The organism is Vibrio sp. 1978 (genome assembly GCF_033344345.1).
The window spans coordinates 1-817 of the sequence record NZ_JAWPOP010000302.1 but is presented as its reverse complement, the minus strand read 5'-3'; the positions used below and the strand labels follow the sequence as shown (position 1 = coordinate 817).

At 44.4% G+C, this 817-nt stretch carries 1 protein-coding gene; it reads left to right on the top strand.

The window, feature by feature from the left end:
- Positions 1 to 787 (top strand): IS30-like element ISVa6 family transposase (locus R8N49_RS26245; RefSeq protein WP_318190338.1); only part of this gene is annotated, 787 nt, incomplete at its 5' end.
- Positions 788 to 817 lie beyond the last annotated feature (30 nt).

Genomic DNA, 817 nt, shown 5'->3' with positions numbered 1-817 from the left:
AGCCCAACAAATGGCTCGCAACCGGCTGAGCCGGTCGCGCAGAAATAAGCGTTACAGCGAAATCGACTTCAGGTTACCTGAAGCCTTGCTACGACTGGATTGGAGCCCTGACCAAATCGTCGGATACTTAAGGATAAGAGGCTATCCGACAATGAGTCATGAGCTCATTTATCAGCATGTTTGGAACGACAAAACTCTCGGTGGAACCCTATGGAAACACCTACGCCAATCCACTAAGAAAAGGCGTAAGAGATACAACTCAAAAGACAGTCGAGGACGGCTGGCAAATAAGCGTCATATTACCGAAAGACCTGCAAAAGCTGAGCATCGAAAAGAGCCTGGTCATTGGGAAATTGATACCGTCGTTGGCCGCGGAACCAAACACTGTATCGTGACTTTAGTCGACAGAATGACTGGCTACACTTTTATTGGGCAAATGGACGATAGAACAAGCGAGTCGCTCAACGTAAGAATGAGCAAAATCATGACCCGCTCTGACTTACCTTTTAAAACGATAACTGCGGATAACGGCACTGAGTTTCATGGTTATGCACAATTAGAAAAACATCATAACTGTCTGTTTTACTTTGCAAATCCATACCACTCATGGGAACGAGGCACTAATGAAAACACCAATGGCTTGATACGACAATACTTACCGAAACGAACATCTATGTCACACGTGACACAGAAACTCTGCAATGAAATTGCACACAAATTAAATACGCGCCCACGTAAAAGACTTGGGTATAGAATACCACTGGAGTATATTCATGCGCATCTGTAGAAAGTGTCGCACTTCAAACTTGATACTAAG